General features: G+C 42.3%; 23 protein-coding genes. 21 read left to right on the top strand and 2 right to left on the bottom strand.

What is annotated here, in order from left to right; all coding sequences use genetic code 11:
* Positions 1-87 precede the first annotated feature (87 nt).
* From P9L93_02190 to P9L93_02130, 13 genes are all read left to right on the top strand, one after another.
* Positions 88-1,032, top strand: coding sequence for an aldolase catalytic domain-containing protein (locus P9L93_02190; protein ID MDP8229893.1), 945 nt, complete (start codon positions 88-90; stop codon positions 1,030-1,032).
* A gap of 3 nt (positions 1,033-1,035) precedes the next feature.
* Positions 1,036-1,665, top strand: coding sequence for a bifunctional 4-hydroxy-2-oxoglutarate aldolase/2-dehydro-3-deoxy-phosphogluconate aldolase (locus P9L93_02185; GenBank protein MDP8229892.1), 630 nt, complete (start codon positions 1,036-1,038; stop codon positions 1,663-1,665).
* Between the two features lie 74 nt (positions 1,666-1,739).
* Positions 1,740-2,267: a hypothetical protein gene (locus P9L93_02180; GenBank protein ID MDP8229891.1), complete on the top strand. Its 528-nt coding sequence runs from the start codon at positions 1,740-1,742 to the stop codon at positions 2,265-2,267.
* A gap of 15 nt (positions 2,268-2,282) precedes the next feature.
* A complete protein-coding gene (locus P9L93_02175) occupies positions 2,283-2,702 on the top strand; it encodes an ATP-binding protein (GenBank protein MDP8229890.1) in 420 nt (139 codons plus the stop codon).
* Entirely contained in the window at positions 2,699-3,031 is a 333-nt protein-coding gene (locus P9L93_02170; protein MDP8229889.1) for an STAS domain-containing protein, read from the top strand. The genes P9L93_02175 and P9L93_02170 overlap by 4 nt, the downstream gene beginning before the upstream one ends.
* Complete coding sequence (locus P9L93_02165) at positions 3,032-3,820, top strand: ABC transporter permease (protein ID MDP8229888.1); 789 nt, start codon at positions 3,032-3,034, stop codon at positions 3,818-3,820.
* A gap of 26 nt (positions 3,821-3,846) precedes the next feature.
* Positions 3,847-4,629 carry an ABC transporter ATP-binding protein gene (locus P9L93_02160; GenBank protein MDP8229887.1) on the top strand — a complete coding sequence of 261 codons (783 nt, stop codon included), beginning with the start codon at positions 3,847-3,849 and terminating at the stop codon, positions 4,627-4,629.
* Positions 4,630-4,648: 19 nt separating this feature from the next.
* A complete protein-coding gene (locus P9L93_02155) occupies positions 4,649-5,299 on the top strand; it encodes an MlaD family protein (protein ID MDP8229886.1) in 651 nt (216 codons plus the stop codon).
* Between the two features lie 17 nt (positions 5,300-5,316).
* Positions 5,317-6,024, top strand: coding sequence for a FecR domain-containing protein (locus tag P9L93_02150; GenBank protein ID MDP8229885.1), 708 nt, complete (start codon positions 5,317-5,319; stop codon positions 6,022-6,024).
* 9 nt (positions 6,025-6,033) lie between these two features.
* Entirely contained in the window at positions 6,034-7,854 is a 1,821-nt protein-coding gene (locus P9L93_02145; GenBank protein MDP8229884.1) for a CHASE2 domain-containing protein, read from the top strand.
* 41 nt (positions 7,855-7,895) lie between these two features.
* Positions 7,896-8,036 (top strand): hypothetical protein, encoded by a 141-nt coding sequence (locus tag P9L93_02140; protein ID MDP8229883.1) that lies wholly within the window; start codon positions 7,896-7,898, stop codon positions 8,034-8,036.
* Positions 8,037-8,039: 3 nt separating this feature from the next.
* Positions 8,040-8,408, top strand: a complete 369-nt coding sequence (locus P9L93_02135) for a hypothetical protein (protein ID MDP8229882.1) — start codon at positions 8,040-8,042, stop codon at positions 8,406-8,408.
* A 255-nt stretch (positions 8,409-8,663) separates the two neighbouring features.
* Entirely contained in the window at positions 8,664-9,515 is an 852-nt protein-coding gene (locus tag P9L93_02130) for a hypothetical protein (protein MDP8229881.1), read from the top strand.
* A gap of 11 nt (positions 9,516-9,526) precedes the next feature.
* Here the strand turns inward: P9L93_02130 and P9L93_02125 are convergent, their stop codons facing one another.
* Positions 9,527-10,318: a hypothetical protein gene (locus P9L93_02125; GenBank protein ID MDP8229880.1), complete on the bottom strand. Its 792-nt coding sequence runs from the start codon at positions 10,316-10,318 to the stop codon at positions 9,527-9,529.
* A 110-nt stretch (positions 10,319-10,428) separates the two neighbouring features.
* On the opposite strand from P9L93_02125, the gene P9L93_02120 reads away from it, so the two are divergent.
* Genes P9L93_02120 through P9L93_02110 form a run of 3 tightly spaced genes read left to right on the top strand, consistent with a single transcriptional unit; the run spans position 10,429 to position 12,841 of the window.
* A complete protein-coding gene (locus P9L93_02120) occupies positions 10,429-11,394 on the top strand; it encodes an ATP-binding protein (protein MDP8229879.1) in 966 nt (321 codons plus the stop codon).
* Positions 11,391-12,167, top strand: a complete 777-nt coding sequence (locus P9L93_02115) for an inositol monophosphatase family protein (protein ID MDP8229878.1) — start codon at positions 11,391-11,393, stop codon at positions 12,165-12,167. Before P9L93_02120 ends, P9L93_02115 begins: the two co-directional genes overlap by 4 nt.
* Entirely contained in the window at positions 12,164-12,841 is a 678-nt protein-coding gene (locus P9L93_02110; GenBank protein MDP8229877.1) for a lipid-binding SYLF domain-containing protein, read from the top strand. The genes P9L93_02115 and P9L93_02110 overlap by 4 nt, the downstream gene beginning before the upstream one ends.
* A 7-nt stretch (positions 12,842-12,848) precedes the next feature.
* On the opposite strand, the gene P9L93_02105 is transcribed toward P9L93_02110, so the two are convergent.
* The gene (locus P9L93_02105; protein ID MDP8229876.1) at positions 12,849-13,229 is read right to left on the bottom strand and encodes an STAS domain-containing protein; all 381 of its coding nucleotides are present in this window, start codon (positions 13,227-13,229) and stop codon (positions 12,849-12,851) included.
* 122 nt (positions 13,230-13,351) lie between these two features.
* Between P9L93_02105 and P9L93_02100 the strand changes: the two genes are divergently transcribed.
* The 5 genes from P9L93_02100 to P9L93_02080 are packed head-to-tail and all read left to right on the top strand — an operon-like array spanning position 13,352 to position 16,344.
* Positions 13,352-13,777, top strand: a complete 426-nt coding sequence (locus tag P9L93_02100; GenBank protein MDP8229875.1) for a hypothetical protein — start codon at positions 13,352-13,354, stop codon at positions 13,775-13,777.
* Positions 13,758-14,702 carry a tRNA dihydrouridine synthase DusB gene (gene dusB, locus P9L93_02095; protein ID MDP8229874.1) on the top strand — a complete coding sequence of 315 codons (945 nt, stop codon included), beginning with the start codon at positions 13,758-13,760 and terminating at the stop codon, positions 14,700-14,702. Before P9L93_02100 ends, dusB begins: the two co-directional genes overlap by 20 nt.
* A 9-nt stretch (positions 14,703-14,711) precedes the next feature.
* Positions 14,712-15,170, top strand: a complete 459-nt coding sequence (locus P9L93_02090; protein MDP8229873.1) for a 4Fe-4S binding protein — start codon at positions 14,712-14,714, stop codon at positions 15,168-15,170.
* The gene (locus P9L93_02085; protein ID MDP8229872.1) at positions 15,167-15,583 is read left to right on the top strand and encodes a secondary thiamine-phosphate synthase enzyme YjbQ; all 417 of its coding nucleotides are present in this window, start codon (positions 15,167-15,169) and stop codon (positions 15,581-15,583) included. The genes P9L93_02090 and P9L93_02085 overlap by 4 nt, the downstream gene beginning before the upstream one ends.
* Before the next feature lie 17 nt (positions 15,584-15,600).
* The gene (locus tag P9L93_02080) at positions 15,601-16,344 is read left to right on the top strand and encodes a hypothetical protein (protein MDP8229871.1); all 744 of its coding nucleotides are present in this window, start codon (positions 15,601-15,603) and stop codon (positions 16,342-16,344) included.

Here is a 16,344-nt window from a genome sequence, read left to right as displayed (position 1 = left end):
AGAGAAAATTATAATTTAAAAAAATCTCTATGCACTCTGTGGTATATTTTTTGACAGAACGGCAAAGTTAACAAGAAGGAGATAGAGATGTATAGAGAGAAGATAAGGGTGTTGGATTGTACGATTCGGGATGGCGGACTTATTAATAATCACCAGTTTGACCAGAGGTTTGTCCGCGAGGTGTATAAGGCTATTTCAGCATCAGGCGTGGATTATATGGAGATGGGCTATAAAAATTCCAAAAAGTTCTTTTCATCCAAGGAATATGGCTTGTGGAAATTTTGCGAGGACGATGAGATACGTAAGATAATAGATGGTATAGAGTCAAGGACAAAGATCTCCGTGATGACTGATGTTGGCCGCGTGGATATGGAAGCTGTAAAACCTAAATCCGAGAGCCCTGTGGATATGATGAGGGTCGCTTCTTACGTAAAGGATATAGACAAGGCCATATGCATGGTGAATGATTTTGCTGAAAAGGGCTACGAGACCACCATTAATATCATGGCTATTTCAAGGGACCAGGGGCCAGAGCTGGATGAAGCGCTTCACCAGATAGAAAAAGAGAGCAAGGTCGATGTCGTCTATATCGTGGATAGTTTCGGGGCATTGTACCAGGAGCCAGTAGAGCATTTAGTTAAAAAGGCCAGATCTATTCTCAAGACAAGAGAAGTAGGGTTCCATGGGCATAACCACCAGCAGTTGGCATTTGGCAATACAATCGAGGCGATCATCCATGACGCGAATTATCTGGACGGCACTGTATATGGTATTGGCCGAGCAGCAGGAAACTGCCCGTTAGAGCTATTGATGGGGTTTCTGAAGAATCCAAAGTTTGATATACGACCTATACTAGATCTGATATCAAACGAGTTTATCCCCCTAAGAAAGAAAATCGAATGGGGCTACATAATTCCTTATGCCATATCCGGCATGATGAATGAACACCCAAAGGCAGCCATGGCATTGCGCAAGAGTGAGAAAAAAGAGAATTATCGCGAATTTTACGAAAGCCTAACCATTGTGGAATAAATTATGAACGTAACTAAGTTTAAAAAACTTCCGATCATGGGGATATTGCGGGATGTGAAGCTAGATGCGATAAAGCCTCTTACTAAAACTATAATCTCTTCCGGTCTTAAGACAGTCGAGATCACGATGAATACAACCAATGCGCCTAAATCGATCCAGCGCATGAAGAAGGTGGCTGGCAAGCGTCTAACAATAGGCGCAGGTACAGTACTTACTATGAGAGAGCTGCATAAGGCCCTGGATGCCGGCGCGACATTTATAGTTTTACCGACGCTGGTAAAGGATGTCGTAGAATATTGCGTAAAGCACAAGATCCCTGTATTTCCTGGCGCATTTACGCCGCAGGAGATATACAATGCCCATCGCGCAGGCGCTACAATGGTAAAGGTATTCCCAGCTAAATTCTTTGGACCTGGTTATTTTAAGGAGATAAAAGCGCCTTTCAAGAATATCAAGCTTCTCGCGTGCGGCGGGGTAACCCCCAATACCATTAAATCATTCTTTGACAGCGGCGTATCAGCAGTTGCCATCGGCGCCAGCATATTTAAAAAAGAATGGATAGCCCGCAAAGAATTCTTCCGCATAGAAGAGGCCATAAAGGATCTCATCAAAAAATGGTCAAACAGCCGTTAGACGAGGTCATTCTATAGATTTGCTTGAATAATAGCTGTTAATATATTATAATACATTAAATAGAGGGTAGGTATATGAAGAATGCAAAGTTAGCGAGTGGATTATTAACAATGGTGATCTTTTTCTCAATAGGCGCTGGTTATGTCGCGGGCTATTTTGTTTATACTGACTATAAAGAAAAAACAGCTTATCTCGATAGCCGGACCAGGTTTGCCATAGATAAATTTAAAGAGATGGAGAAAGACTTAAAAAAGCTTTACATAGCTTTAGAGAACACAGCTGATGAAAACAAGATAGAGACCAGGAAAGTCCTGTCAAGGCTAGAGGCTATAAAGGAAGATATTGGCGAGTGGAAAAGCGGATACAAGACTACTGTTTCACAGCTCAGGGGCGATATAGATGACCTGAAAGTCGATAAGCTTTCGAGGATGGTCAAGAGGTTACAGAGAGATATCAATGGATTTAAGATGAGAGTGCAGGACATGGATTTGAAGATCGACGAGGCTAGGGGAAATAGCCCGGGTATTAGAAAAGAAGCTATAAATATAGACTTAGGCAAGATCTCTGTTGGAAAACAAGAAGCATTGAAGAGAGAAAGATGAAAACTCACCTTTTGTATGGGCATTTCTGAAAAATTACCATCCCGATTAGAACTCATACCCGAATTTGTTAAAGCGTTAATGAAGAAGATAGAGCCCTTTCTGGCGCAAAAAGAAGACTCCTTTAATATGAAACTCTGCATCGAAGAGGCGCTGGCTAATGCTGTAAGGCATGGGAATAAATTAAATCCAGATCTCTTTGTGGAAGTCAATATAGATGTAGACGCGGATCGCGTCATTATAAAGGTCAAAGACCAGGGTCAGGGGTTTGATTTCAAGAATGTCCCAAATCCTACAGAAGACGCGAATATCCAAAAGCCTTGTGGTCGGGGCGTATTCCTGATAAAAAACTTTATGGACGAGGTTGATTTTTTTGATGACGGCCGCGGCATAAAGATGGTAAAGATTCTCAATAAAGATAAAGGGGGCGGGCAATGAAGATAAAAGAAGAAAAGGCGAGTGATGTAGTGATATGTGTCCCGGAAGGCGAGATCAATATCAGTAATTCTCCTGAACTAAGAAAGGCCTTCGATAGCATCATCAAAAGAAATGAAAAAAAGGTACTTGTAGATTTTTCAAGAGTCTCCTATATAGACAGCTCTGGCCTGGCTACCCTGGTAGAGATGTTTCAGCGCTTAAAGAAGATAAGCGGCAGGCTTCGTTTTAACAGCATGCAGACAAAGGTAAAGAGTATCTTTGAGCTTACAAAGCTCCACAAGCTTTTCGAAATATTCGAGGATCGCAGCTCAGCGCTAAAGGATTTTTAAATGATCTCTGGAATAGGGAGTATTTTTATAGGGTACGTCAGGTGGGCTAAAGAGGTCGGTGCCTTTTTTTTTGATATCCTGTACTGGATAGTACTTGGCCCTTTCAAAGGTAAGGCCTCTCGCAGGCAGAGCATCTTTCAGCAGATGGTCTTTGTGGGCATCTCTTCCATAGTGATCGTATTTTTTGTTGATATATTTACAGGCATTGTCCTGACGATGCAGACGGCCTATCAGCTGGAAAAGATGGGCGCGGTGTTGTATGTCTCGTCTCTAGTAGCGGTAGCGCTATGCAGGGAGCTTAGCCCTGTACTTACTGCGCTCGTGGTCGCGGGGAGATCTGGCTCAGCTATCGCAGCGGAATTAGGCACGATGAAGGTGACAGAGCAGATAGAAGCCCTCGAGACCATGGCCATAAACCCAACACGCTTTCTTGCTGTGCCCAGGTTCCTGGCGTTATTGGTCATGCTTCCGGCCCTTACTATTTTAGGAAATCTTTCCGGTATGCTGGGAGGTTTTTTGATGGGCACAAAGAGTCTTAATATCAACCCTGACTTATATATGCAGACGGCCTTTAAATATCTCGAGCTCGGTGATATCTACACGGGGCTGGTAAAGTCAGTTGTGTTTGCTGTTATTATCGCGACCATTGGATGTTTCGAAGGTTTAAATACAAAAGGCGGGGCTGAAGGCGTTGGGAAGGCGACCACCAGGAGCGTGGTCATGAGTTTTATCCTGATCATACTGGCAGACTGCGTAGTCACAGGTATTTTTTATTTTTCTAAAATATGAACATTGAGAAGCCTAAAACAAAACCTATTATCTCCCTGAGAAATGTCTCAAAATCTTTTCAGGGCCGCAAGACCATAGATAATGTGAGCCTGGATATTTTCCCAGGTGAGACATTTGTCATAATGGGCTGTTCTGGCTCTGGAAAGAGTACACTGCTCAGGCTTATGACTGGCGCGATAAAGCCTGATAAGGGCAGCATCACAATAAAAAATAAGGATATTACTAAGGCCGCTCTGCATGAACTGGATGAAGTGAGAAAGGGTTTTGGTATGCTTTTCCAGTATTCAGCGCTTTTGGATTCCCTGACTGTAGAGGAAAACGTTGCCCTGCCATTAAGGGAGCATACAAAATTAGCGGACGAGATAATAAATATCATTATAAAGATGAAGCTCTCGCTCTTGGGGTTAAAAGGCTTTGAGCAGTACTATCCATCGCAGATATCAGGCGGCATGAGAAAGCGTGTTGGGCTTGCCAGGGCAATAGCGCTGGACCCGGACATAGTTTTTTACGATGAGCCCACTTCAGGCCTGGATCCTGTGGTAGGAGGCGTCATTGACAAGCTCATAAAAGACCTGAGCGTGAAGCTCGCGATCACCTCAGTGGTAGTGACGCATGATATGCAGAGTGTCTTTGAGATCGCTGACAGGATCGCGATGATCCATAAAGGAAGCATCGTAGAGGTAGGCGTTTCAGAAGATATAAAAAATTCCAAAAATGATTATATCCAACAGTTTATAAACGCTAAACCTGAAGGACCAATAGATTTTTTCAAGGAAGACATAGGCATAATAGAGGCGCTAGGCCTCTAGAGGAGAAAAGAGGGAACATATGAAAAAATATACCAATGAATTTAAGGTAGGATTATTCGTTATTCTTTGCCTGGCAGGACTTTTTTACCTTAGTTATTCTACAGGCAAACTCAACATCAAGAGGCCGGGCTATCATATATATGTTATGTTTAACGAGGTGGCTGGCCTGGAAGAAAAGGCGCCTGTGATGTTGAATGGCCTGGAAATGGGCAAGGTGGATGACATCAATGTTTCATACGAGAACGACAGGACCCAGCTTGTCCTCAAGATCTGGCTGGAAGAAAAAGCAAAGATCAGGGAAAACCCGGAGATAGCCATAAAGACCCTGGGCCTTATGGGTGAAAAATATATCCAGATATCTTCGTCTGAAGGCAAGGATTTCATAGAGCCAGACGCTGTGCTTTACGGCAAGTCCTACATGGATCTGGATACCCTTATGGAAGAGGCGCAGATCATGTCACGCGATATAACAAAACAATTAGAGATGCTAGTGGCAAATCTCAATGTTACTGTAGAGGGCAATCAGGACACTATCACCAATATCGTTAAAAATCTGGAGACCTCTTCTAAAAACTTCGAGGAATTCAGCAGTGACATAAAGAGGCACCCATGGAAGCTTTTATTTAAAGGAAAAGAGAAGAAAGAAAAAAAGAAGAAGAAAAAAAGATAAAAAACAGAGAGGAAGCCATGAAAAAGATCGGGATATTTTTTGTTTTGTTTCACATGATGCTCTTTTGCGCCTGCGTTTATGCGCAGTCAGCAAGGATCATTGATTTAAAAGGCTCTGTGCTTGTTAAGGAGGGGCCTGGTTCTGATTGGAGCAAAGCAAAGCTCAACATGCTGCTGGATATAGATGCTGAGATCCAGACAAGAAAAGATGCTGGATGTACTTTGGCATTTGATGAGGAACAGAAAAATATATTGACCATAAAAGAGAATTCGCACATAAAGATAGAAAGCATGGAACCAGGAAAGATCTTTCTTCCTGAAGGCAGGGTGTTTTCATTGATCGAAGGCCTGGCAAAGGCCGAGAAATTCGAGATCCGCACGCCTACAGCCATAGCTGGTGCAAGGGGTACTGGCTGGATCACAGATTATCGCAGGGGCAGGACCTTTATAGATTGTTTTAATGATACTGTCTACACCAAGAGTCTTGATGAAGAGGGCGATGTTACAGGTGAAGAAGATACACCCAGCGGATATCGCCGCTTTGTAAAATTTGGTGGTTTTATTGGCGAACTGATTCCCCTGGGTGGCAGAAATTACCAGGAATGGGGCAAATTCATAGATCATGTTAATACCGTTGCGCCCAGAGGGGAAGGTACTGGAGGAGAAGACGCGCCTGGCGGTCCAGATATTACCGGCGGTTACCAGGATCCAGCGTCACATTTTTAACACACCCTGATGAAATTCTTAAAAAAGATCCCAATAAAATTATGGATAGTTATCCTCGGCTGTATCATTATTTCAATCCTTTCTTTCGCAAGATCCCTTGATAATTACGAACTCATCTCTTATGACCTGAGGTTTAAATTAAGACCACCTCTTAAGGCATCTCAGGACATCCTGATAATTGAGATCTCCGACGACACGCTGAAAAACTTAAATGCCTGGCCATTGCCGCGCGATTTTCATGCCAGCATGCTGGATGTCCTAAAAGAATATGACGCGAAGATGGTGATATTTGACGTGCTTTTTAGCGAGCCCACGCTGTACGATGATGCATTTTCTAATGCCATAAAGAACGCGGGTAATGCCTATCTCCCTTTTGCATGCAAAGGATTTCCTGAGACAGAGACAATAGTCGCGGACATATGCGAAGGTCTCAAGAAAAACGCGGCTGGTACAGGCCACATCAACGTATCCGTAGACAGCGACGGCAAGGCAAGAAGGATCCCACTGTTTATAAAGTATAAAGGCACGCCCTTACCTCACCTGGCCTTTAAGGCAGCATCTGATTGGCTGGGTTATGAACCTTCTTTGCCAGTGTTGCCGGATGGTTCTTTCTTAGTCAATTATCCTGATAAATGGGGCAGATCTTTCAGGCATTTTTCATATTTTGAAATACTCAAATCCTACATAGACAAAGAGCGAGGGGAGTTGCCTCAGATAGATCTCTCAATTATCAGAGATAAGATCTGTTTTATAGGCCTTACTGCTGCAGGTACATCTGACTTAAAGCCAATGCCTTTAGAGAATATCTATCCAATGCTTGGCTTACAGGCAAGCGTATTCAACAGCATAATCAATCAGGAATTCATAAGAGACGCGGGCGCGTTTTTAAATATGCTTATCAATCTGCTAATTTTTATTCTGAGCATTATTATCTGTTTGAGATTTCATGCGATAAAGGCGCTTGCAGGAAACATAATCCTCGGCAGCGTCTATTTTATTATTGCCACAGCGCTTTTTATATTTTTAGGCTTGTGGATCAATTTATTCCTGCCAATATTGATCATAGGTGTTGCTTATATAAGCGCTACGGTCTATAAATTCCTTGATGAGGTAAAAAAAAGAGAGCTCCTGGAAAAGGAACTAGACATTGCCCGCGAAATACAAAAAAGCTTCCTACCTGAGGATACAAAAGAATTCCATGGCATAGAAATATCTGCGTTCCTGCAGCCAGCAAAGTTCGTGGCCGGGGATCTGTATGATATCTTTGCGCTTGATGATAAAAGATTAGGCGTGTTTATCGGAGACGTGTCTGGAAAGGGCGTACCTGCGTCATTGATCATGGCGCAGACCATCTCGGTCTTCAGGTTATTTTCACGGCAATATTCTACATGCTGCGAGGTTTTACAGAGACTTAATAAAGAGCTCTACGGCAGATTCGCTGGCAGGTTCGTGACGTGTCTCTATATGATCATTGATGTAGAAGAGAAAAAAGTCAGGGTCTCTTCAGCAGGTCATTCGCCAGTACTTGTCCGTAAAAATAATTCTAAATCTATTTTAGATATGGACCTTGCCACAGACATGCCCCTTGGCATCATGGAAGATGTAGAATATAAAGACGTGGTATTTGACCTGGAAAAAGGGGATGAGATAATTGTTTTTACAGACGGTGTAACTGAGGCCCGCAACATACGCGGCCAGGAATTCGATATGGAAGCTGTTAAGGACATAGTCTCAAAAGGTAAGGACATAAAAGACGAATTATTTAAATTCTGTCATCGCGCGCCCCAACATGATGACATTACCTTAATTACCTTGAAAAATTCACTCTAGTAGCGTTATAATAAAACTATAGGCGAACAAAGGAGGGCTCTATGAAGATCCGTGTATTCAAGATCAAAAATAGGCGGGGTTTTGCTGCATTGTGCAGCGACCATCTGACAGAGGGCAGCACGCGTGAACTAGCGCGTTACAGGATGGAAAAGGCGTTAAAGAGAAAGAAAAGGAGGGCATAGGACATGCTCATACTCATCAGGCTCTTGGCCATAGTTATCGTAGTAATGGGCGTTATCTTTTTACTAAATCCAAAGGCGCTAAAATCATACGCGGCTTTCTGGAAACAGGGAAAACGCCTATATGTAGGCGCTGTTATAAATATCTTGTTCGCTGTTATCTTCCTATCATCTGCATCACAGTGCAGGATATCCGGCGTCATACTTGTAATGGGCATCATGTCTCTCTTAAAAGGCATTTATCTCTTTATCCTTGGACCGGACAAGATAAAGGCCAAGCTAGACTGGTGGATCCAGAAGCCAGCTAGCACTGCAAGGATCATGGCGATCATAGTCATAGCCATGGGTGCCCTCTTGATCTATTCAATAGGTTAAAACCCAACCTGTCATTGCGATTCGCCGCAGGCGGAGAAGCAATCTTTTAATCTAGTATTGTGGGGCGCGAGGTATTCTACAAATGGGCCCCTCCGCCCGGTGTGGATCCTCCCATTTGCAGAACACCCCACGCCCCACTTATTCATAAAAAGACCTACGCAGTATTAAATTGACGAATCGTCGATAATCTGGTATAATTAAAATTAATATAAGGAGTAGGCCATGAAAACATGGCCTTTCTCTGCCTAGATTATCATGAAGATTAAAAAATCTTATAATATAGCATTAATATTTACGATGATAGGGGTCGTTTTTTGCTGGGGTCTTGCTTATCCAGACCTTTCTTTATCGCAGGAGAAAAGATGCCTCAGGGTTTATTTAAGCGGGAATAATAATAAAAATATGGCAAGATTGATAAAATACAGAGACGATCTAAGAGAAAAAGCTATAGATGACTTAGACAAGGAGTGTGAGAAGAAACTAGACAACTTGTATTATGTGCTTATCGAAGTTTTGGCACCGCTTGAGGACGGTAATGTAACAATGAAAAGAATAAAGGGACTATTTTTAGATTACGAGAAGAAGGTTTACGACTCAGTTACAAAAATTAGAGAAAATAGAATTAAAGCAGCACTGCTCGCTGGCGATCTTTATAGGTATATCGAATTAAATATTAGCGAAAGCAAGTCGCCTGATGCTGGCTTTTGTGAAGTACTTTCATTTGCGCTTAAAGCTGCAATTGAAGACTTGGAGATTGGCTTGGAACCAGAATTAGGGTATTTTCCAGACAGAAACAATCCCGATCATGTTTGCGTTAAAGTAAAAGGCGCAAAAGACGGCCCTATTGCAATAGATATCGCTTCTAGTTCGTTGATGCTTGAGAATGAAGAGCAGATAGTAGTTACTTTGTTTGATGATTATGAAAAGACAATAAAGCAAGCACTTGAAGAATGGCATAGGTTTGATAATAAAATATTGCTGATATTAAAAACCGACCGTTTAGAAAAAAAGTTTAATACACAAAGCGAAGAGTATATTTTGACAATATTGGGTAAAATGCGAGACGTCTACCGAGTCAACAATCGGGAAACTGTCTGGAGTTTGTGAAGGAAGGTTCTTTAGTTTGTGTATGCCCTGATGTGGGTTGAGCCTATGCCTGTTTCTAGGCCCTGGTATTGCAGCCATTTGTAGGGGGGTTGGTCGATGTACCAGACATAGGTGGGTGGTATTAATGAGCCGATTACGCCTGTAAGTATCCCCAGATTAGGGACTAGTCTTAGTTTAAGAGCTTCTATCTTTCCTGAAGGCAGATCTAGTATTTCTTTCCCCATAGGCTTAATAGTCACGCGGTAAAGCTTTGCTCTATCAGAGAGTAGATAAATATCTCTATATGTCTTGTCATTGCGATTAGCTATAAAGACCTTTAGTACATACGTCATTGTGCTAGACTCAGTAGTTAGTCCTTTTATGGGAAATGCAGCCTTTTTAATAATGTTTCCTTTGCTATCTGATATAGAGTAAAATATCTTTCGCTTGTCATAATCAAAGCGCTTTTCATGTTTGATGTCTATGCCATCCATTGCCTCTTTTATGGTGGTAATGCTATATAATGGATAGAGGAGGCCTTCTCTATCTTCCATCTCCGCAGTACTTTCCCATACTACATCCTGATACTTATCATGGTTACCTTTGCCAGTCGAAGATAGCTGGTAAATTATGCGTCCATCTTTGGAGATTTTTTTAAGAGAAACATTTAATTTCGATCGAAACTCGCCACTTTTTTTATCAACATAGGTAATTTCTTTGGTCTCGGTCTCAGGCATAAAGCTGGATGAGATTTCTTCTGCGTATACTGTGCTTTGCGCAGTCAAAAGACATGCAATAAGTAAGTTGTTAATAGATTTCTTCATAGCTTTATGGAGCCAGTATACACTATTTACGACATTTATGAAAGAAGGGATTTTAAGCTTGTTTTTGTGTCGTTGTAATAGTATCATATAAAAAAGAAAGGGAGGGCAATATGGCTGTTAAAGAAATTACAGTAAAGGATTTGGATGTAGGAGGGTTTATTGGGGAAAAGGTAAAAGAGCTGTCATCTGCTGTTGGTAGCGGTGTGGCTATCAACGCGCTTTCAGGAGGAGTGGATTCTTGTGCTGTTACAATGTTGGGACATAAGGCCATGGGAGACAGACTTAAGACATATTTTATAGATAACGGAATAATGAGAGAAGGCGAGCCTCAGAAGATCAAGGCATTATTTAAAAGTCTGGGGGTTCAGGTAGAGATAATCGACGCGCAGGATAAATTTTTCAATGCGTTAAAAGGTATAACCGACCCTGAAGAGAAAAGGGAGGCAGTTACGCAGACTTTTTATAAGGATGTGTTTGGTCTGCTTGTAAAAGAGAGCGGCGCTAAGTACCTTTTGCAGGGTACTATCCTGACAGACGTTGACGAGACTGTTGCTGGTGTTAAGAGGCAGCACAATGTCTTTGAGCAGATCGGTATTGATCCTCAAAAGGAGTTCGGATATAAGATCATCGAGCCTCTGATCCAGCTGCGCAAGGATGGCGTGAGAAAGATCGCTGATGCTTTGGGGTTACCAGAGTCTACGTACAAGCGCATACCTTTTCCAGGACCAGCTTTAGCAGCCAGGGTCATAGGCGAAGTAACCCGAGAAAAGATCAGCATAGTGAGAAAGGCAACCACTGTTGTTGAAGAAGAATTAGGTTCAACAGGCGCGTTCCAATATATGGGAATTTTGCATCAGGACAGGGTTACTGGTATGAGGGATGGAAAAAGGGATTTTGGCATGCAGATCGAGGTGCGATGCTGGGACAGCATTGATGCAAGAACAGCAACCCCCACAAAGCTGCCTCACGAGACACTCTGTAAATTAGCGGATAGGATAGTCGCCGAGGTCCCGGGTGTTGTAAGCGTCACTTATAATATCACTAAAAAGCCACCTTCGACAATAGAGGCGATTTGATAAGTCATCTTAATCTTGCCATAAAGGCAGCCAGGAAAGCCGGGAAGATCCATAAGAAGTATTTTGGCTGCAAAGGGGGCATAAAGATAAAGTCGTCTTCGTTTGACCTCGTGACCAGGGCAGATATTGAGGGCGAGAGGGCTGTAGTATCTTTAATAAAAAAATATTTCCCTCAACATAATTTTATAGCTGAAGAAGAAAAATACGCTAGGACAGATTCTGAATATACGTGGATCATTGATCCTCTGGATGGCACGAATAATTTTTCATGCGGGCTGCCTATTTTCTGTGTTTCGATCGCGCTTACTAAAGGCAATGAGACAATATTGGGCGTTGTGTATGATGTGATGAGGAATGAGTTATTTTATGCGGAGAAAGGGAGAGGCGCGTTTTTAAACAGGGAATCAATAAAGGTCAATTCCGCAGATAGCTTTGAAAAATCCCTCCTTATTACAGGATTCTATTATAACAGGGCCGAGTCAATGGTCGAGACCCTTGGCAACATAAAAGAGTTTTTCTTTAAGCGAATTCTGGGCCTGCGAAGATTTGGCGCTGCAGCGCTTGATCTGTGTAATGTCGCGTGCGGCCGCGCAGCTGGTTTTTGGGAATTTGAACTCAGCCCGTGGGATTTTGCCGCAGGCAGACTCATTGTAGAAGAGGCTGGTGGTAAAGTTACAGGCAGACACGGAGAAGAGATTGATACGCAAAAAAAATCCTACATCGTTGCTTCTAACAGAAAGATTCATGAAAAGATATTGGAGGTGTTGAAGTGAAGCTATGCAAAATTTTGGTTTGCGCTATATTTTTATTAAGCACTGTTTTTTATAGTCATGCAATAGCTGAAGGGAATAAATGGACGCGGCTCGTAGAAGAATCAGGCAAGGTCTTATCTGAGGTACAGGGTATGCCAGATCAGCATATACCAGAAGATCTTATTGGGAAATGCCAGGCTGTCGCGATTTTCCCTAATACTGTATCTGCAGGTCTGGGCATAGGCGCAAAATACGGCCAGGGCATAATCATGGTGCGGAATAATTCAAAAGACAGGTGGTCAAGTCCTGCTATCTTTACTCTGGCAGGAGGGAGTATTGGCTGGCAGATAGGCGGTCAGGCAACAGACATAGTCCTGCTTATCATGAATAAGCGCAGCGTGGACGGACTTCTGCAGGGAAAGTTCAAATTAGGCGCAGATGCTGCAGTAGCTGCTGGCCCAGTGGGAAGAGAGGCTCAGGCCTCAACAGATGTGCAGCTAAAAGGCGGCATACTTGCTTATTCCAGAAGCAGGGGGCTGTTTGTCGGTATTAAGTTAGAAGGCGCGGTCATTAAGGAACACCTGGATGGCAATAAAACGCTTTACGGAAAGAGCTTGTCAGCAGAAGAGATACTAATAGAAAATAAGGGCACTATGCCAAAAAGTGCCAGAGGTGTTCTGAAAGTATTGAAATAAGCAGCCTTCATGTAGACTGCTTTTTAATCTCATCCTTTATGATCTGGTCGATATATTTATCTGCCTCAGGCGCGTCATCAAATATGTCAAACATGGGCAGGATCTTCAGCATATCAAACACCTTTTTAACCTGAGGCTGTAAGTCCACCATGGCAAAGCTTGCCTTTTTTCTTTCCAAAGACTTCTTTGCTGTAATTACCACCTTTACGCCCATACTGCTCACATAGTCAACCCCACTCATGTCCAGGATCACTGCCTTTGTGCTTTCATTAGTGATCTCGTTTAATTCCTGTTCCAACTCCTGATAGGTCTTACTGTCAATGGGCCCTTTCAGCTCAACTGAATAAACGTAATCCTTTTTCTTAGTGATCTTTACTTCTAATCCCATTAGAACCCCCTTTTTTTTATATATTAAACCACAATGAATCAGATCAGTCAACATCATTTGTGCCTTGATATTTTGTGATTTAGAGGTAAAATATAAGGCATGAATAGCGAAAGGGGGCTTACGTGATCAAGAATCTGGTAAAGGCAAAAGAAATCAGCGTATTAACTAAAAATGAAGTCGGGGCGCTGTCGCGGATGATGTCGTTCTTAGTGAATCATGGCATAAATGTAGAGACTATAGTCGGGTATTCGAATCAAACTGGCAGGCAGGGCAATCTTACATTTATAACTGATAATAATCAGGAAGCAATCGCGGAATTAGTTAATAATGAGTATGAGTATATTGAAGAAAGAGACGTTATTGTTATAGAACTTGAAAACAAACCCGGGTCATTAAAGAATGTTTCTGTAATACTTGCCAATAATGGGATCAATATAAATTATTTTTATTGCACGACTTGTTCAAGCGGATGTCCAGCCAAAATAGTCCTGGCAACTACGGATAATGATGTGACATTCAGAGCTCTTAATGCCTCTCTTAACAGATAAAGTATTCCTTTCTCCCATGGCAGGGATAAGCTCTTTGCCGTTCAGGATGCTCAATCGCGGGTTCGGGTGCGGATTTTGTTTTCTTGAGATGATAAACTGCCGTTCCTTGAGCTACTCAAGTAGAAAAACTCAGGAAATGATGAAGACCTCTAAGGAAGACAAGCCTTTAGGAGTTCAGATCCTCGGAGCAAAGAAAGAGTTTATTCTAAAGGCGCTTGAGAAGCTTCAAGACTACCAGATGGACATCCTTGATTTTAACGCGGCTTGTCCTCAGAAAAAAATTACCAGCAGGGGAGAAGGCGCGGCTCTACTCAAAACCCCTAAGACACTAAATAAATTATTAAAATTAATAGTTAAAAATTCAGATCGCCCTGTTACAGCAAAGATTCGTCTGGGCTGGAATGATTTTTCTCATGCCAGGGATATTGCCCTGTATGCCCAGGATGCGGGTATACATGCCTTGTTTGTTCACGGCAGGACCAAAGAGCAGGGCTACAGCGGTAAAGTAAATTATAAAGCAATAAGAATGATAAAAAAGGCTGTTGATATCCCTATCGTGGGGAGCGGCGATATTTTAAGTGCGGAGTTGGCCAAGAGGATGCTGGACGAGACAGGCTGTGATGCCATAACAGTGGCCCGCGGCGCGCTGGGCAATCCGTGGATTTTTAAAGAAATAAAAGAATTCCTGAAAACAGGCAAGATATTAAAAAGGCCTTCGATAAAAGATATAGCAAAGACCATGAAACTTCATCTTGACCTGGGCTGTGATTTTTACGGGGAAAGAAGGGGTGTTGTGAATTTCAGGAAATTCTTCATATGGTACACGCGCTACTTTAAAGGAACAAAGCCCCTAAGAAACAAAGTCACCCGCATAAACACTATGCTCGAAACAGCAAGGCTTGTAGATGATTTCCTTTTGTGTTAACATGATATTATGAAAAAGACACAGCTTGTGATGATATGGTTTTTGCCTGTTATTGTAATAGGCGGGCTATTTTACCCCATGTTGGGCTACATAGTCCTGGCAATGATGGTTTTCTTTTTAACCCTATCTTTTTTTAAAGGTAGATATTGGTGCTGGAATTTGTGTCCGCGCGGTGCCTTTTTAGATAGTGTGCTTTCAAAAGTCAGTCGCAAAAAGCCTGCCCCCAAGATATTTACGAAGAAATGGTTTCGCTGGCTTGTATTTAGCCTGCTTATGGCGTTTGTAGTGTTTCGCGTAATCCGCTCTGGCGGAAGTATAGTTGCAATAGGAGCGATCTTCGTCTCGATGTGTGTTATTACAACCATTATCTCTATAGCTTTAGGCGTGACAACAAAACACAGGGCCTGGTGTATGATATGCCCAATGGGAACACTACAGGAAAGAATAGGAGGGAGACTAAAACATTGAAAGCACATACAGAATACCTTACGTTTAATACAAAGAACCGGTATGATATTGTAAATATCACACAGCAGGTGGCTGCAGCTCTAAAAAAGAGCAAGGTAAAGGAAGGTATGTGCCTTGTTAATAGTATGCATATTACATCCAGCATTTTTATTAATGATAACGAGAGCGGCTTGCATCAGGATTTTCTGGAATGGGTCGAGAAACTCGCGCCATACAATGTCAAAAAATACAGGCACAATCTTACTGGTGAGGATAATGGTGATGCTCATCTTAAAAGGACATTGATGGGGAGAGAGGTCGTAGTTGCTATTACAGATGGAGGGCTTGACTTTGGGCCATGGGAGCAGATCTTTTACGGAGAATTCGACGGACAGCGCAACAAAAGGGTCCTTGTAAAGATTATAGGCGAATAGAAGGGAGCTATAGGGCAATGAAAGGGATTCCAAAGTGGCAGGTAATTTTCGGGACATTGCTGATAGTGCTGTCAGCTGTTGTTTATTATGGGCATTTTTTGATCTTCAGAGACGCACACCATATTTTTATATATTTGATAGGCGATGTGGCGTTTGTTTTTATCGAAGTACTTATGGTAACGCTGGTTTTGCATCAGCTTTTACATTTCAGGGAAAAAAGATCTATGCTTAATAAGCTTAATATGGTGATAGGCGCATTTTTTAGCGAGGTAGGGGCAGAGCTTTTAAAAGTATTTTCTGACCTGGATCTTGAAGCTGGCAGGGTAAAGGGGAGACTTATAGTTAGGAGCGACTGGACAGAGAAGGACTTTCTAAAGGTTAGAAAGGAATTCATTGAGTATACCCCAAAGATTGACGTGAGTGACAAACACCTTGAAGAATTGAAGAATTTTCTGGCAAGAAAGAGGCAGTTTCTTTTAAATCTTCTTGAGAATCCAAATCTTTTAGAACATGACAGTTTTACGGATTTGCTGTGGGCAGTGTTTCATCTTGCAGAGGAATTGGGTCACAGAGCAGAGCTTACGGAATTGCCTGACTCAGATTACGAACATCTCAAGGGTGATATGGAAAGGGTGTATTTACGTCTTATAGCGGAGTGGCTGGCTTACATAGGTCACTTGAAGAAGAATTACCCGTATTTGTTTTCGCTGGTAGTCAGAACCAATCCTTTTGATTCACAGGCATCGATAATAGTCAGGTAA

The organism is Candidatus Gorgyraea atricola (assembly GCA_030765235.1).
Classification (GTDB): Bacteria; Omnitrophota; Gorgyraeia; order Gorgyraeales; family Gorgyraeaceae; genus Gorgyraea; species Gorgyraea atricola.
Note: the sequence above shows the minus strand (reverse complement) of the source record. Positions and strands in the feature narration are given on the sequence as shown.